We start from the raw sequence: 1,631 nt of genomic DNA, 5'->3' as shown, positions 1-1,631 counted from the left end.
AAGGTGAAATGGTATTTGATTTAAATTTCGGAAAAGAATATCACTTATCGTTCGGTTCACTTGAATTAGAATCCATGAGCAATGAACTGACATGGAAAATCTATGAAGATGAAATAGACAGTGAATAATGTTGTGACGGAAAAGGATATCGATCCTTTTCCAATCCATCTTAAATTATTGAGGTGGATCGGAAGGGGATCGAAGATCCTGGCTAGCTGACTTACGTTTGAATTCATGTAGTGATGCGGGTTTCAGAAGAATAGGTGCGATGATAGAGAAAAAAAAGGGAATTAAAATGACTGAACAAATGACGTATGTATCTGGTGAAGTAACCAGTTCAAAGCAATTGCTGTTTGTCCCTCGAATTGCCCAAATGTTAAATCATAGTGGTGTATTAGATGGCAATACGTTTTCGTTTGAAAGGAATGCCCATTTTTCTTATTAGAAAAGGAGTGGAAGTAAATTGAAGAAAAAATTAACAGTTACATTTTTAAGTTTAATCGTAATGGTATTTGTTGTGGCGTGTGGCAACCAGTCGGATGAACAAGATGAAACAACGGCTAATGAACCAACAGGGCAACAAGAAGACAATGACGATCAAGGTCTAAATGATGATACAGTAAATGATGTTGAGGAAGAAGATGATTTAGATTCAAATGAAACAGTGGCAGATGGTGAGTATTTACGTCTAGGTGAAACCGGTGTGATGGAAACGATTATTGGCGATTATGAAGTCACGCCAACCTCGGTAAGATACGTATCGGAGATGACGGAAGGTGATCCGATTGTAAATCCGAATAGTGACACATTTATTGTTATCGATACAATGATTACCAATATTGGTGATGAACCGATGAATGCTGACGATGCAATTTCACAAGCAAGGCTACGCAATATGCGTGGAGGCGGAACAGGAAGATATAAAGATTTTGTTTCGATTGATAATATTGAAGGTGAGTTAGCCCCTGGCGAATCGATCGAAGGCGAAATGTTATTTGACTTGGGTTTTGAAGAAGAATACGAATTGTCGTTTGGTTCTATTGCTTTAGAATCAGCAAGTAATGTACAAGAGTGGAAAATCTATGAAGATGAAATAGACAGTGAGTAATGTTGTGATGGAAAAGGATATCAATCCTTTTCCGATGCATCTGGAGAGGCTAGGGTGTGTCGGAAAGGGATCGAATATCCTGGCTTGCTGACTTGTGTTTGAATTAATTCCGAATCAGGTAGTGATGCGCGTTTTAGAAGAATCGGTGCGGGGGTTGAGCAGGATAAAGGTATTCAATTAACATTAGAAAAACACGAATTCGCTTATTTTTAGCGAATCAGTCAGTTTTTCTTATACTTGGATCCTTAAACTTTTTACGACGTCGAATCGACCCCATTGTTAAAAGGTTATTCGTCCCAATGTAGAACAAATGACGTATGTCTCTGGTGAAGTAACCAGTTCAAAGCAGTTATTGTTCGTCCCTCAAATTGCTCAAATGTTAAATCATAGTGGTGTATTAGAGGGTAATATAGATGGCAATACGTTTTCATTTGAAAGAAATGCCCATTTTTCTTATTAAAAAAGGAGTGGAATAAAATTGAAGAAAAAATTAACAGTTACATTTTTAAGTTTAATCGTAATG

The 1,631-nt window shown here is 37.2% G+C and carries 2 protein-coding genes; both read left to right on the top strand.

What is annotated here, in order from left to right:
• Nucleotides 1–268: 268 nt before the first annotated feature.
• Nucleotides 269–445 carry a hypothetical protein gene (locus B494_RS21130; protein WP_017471229.1) on the top strand — a complete coding sequence of 59 codons (177 nt, stop codon included), beginning with the start codon at nucleotides 269–271 and terminating at the stop codon, nucleotides 443–445.
• A gap of 18 nt (nucleotides 446–463) precedes the next feature.
• Nucleotides 464–1,108: a DUF4352 domain-containing protein gene (locus B494_RS0104750; RefSeq protein WP_017471228.1), complete on the top strand. Its 645-nt coding sequence runs from the start codon at nucleotides 464–466 to the stop codon at nucleotides 1,106–1,108.
• The last annotated feature ends 523 nt before the right edge of the window (nucleotides 1,109–1,631 follow it).

Origin of the sequence: Amphibacillus jilinensis Y1, from assembly GCF_000306965.1 — a bacterium.
GTDB lineage: Bacteria > Bacillota > Bacilli > Bacillales > Amphibacillaceae > Amphibacillus_C > Amphibacillus_C jilinensis.
The sequence above is the reverse complement of the archived record's forward strand: the minus strand, read 5'-3'. Positions and strand labels throughout refer to the sequence as shown.

Coding starts and splice junctions, on each gene's coding strand:
- B494_RS21130 (WP_017471229.1), top strand. CDS start 269: ATGATAGAGAAAAAAAAGGGAATTAAAATGACTGAACAAATGACGTAT.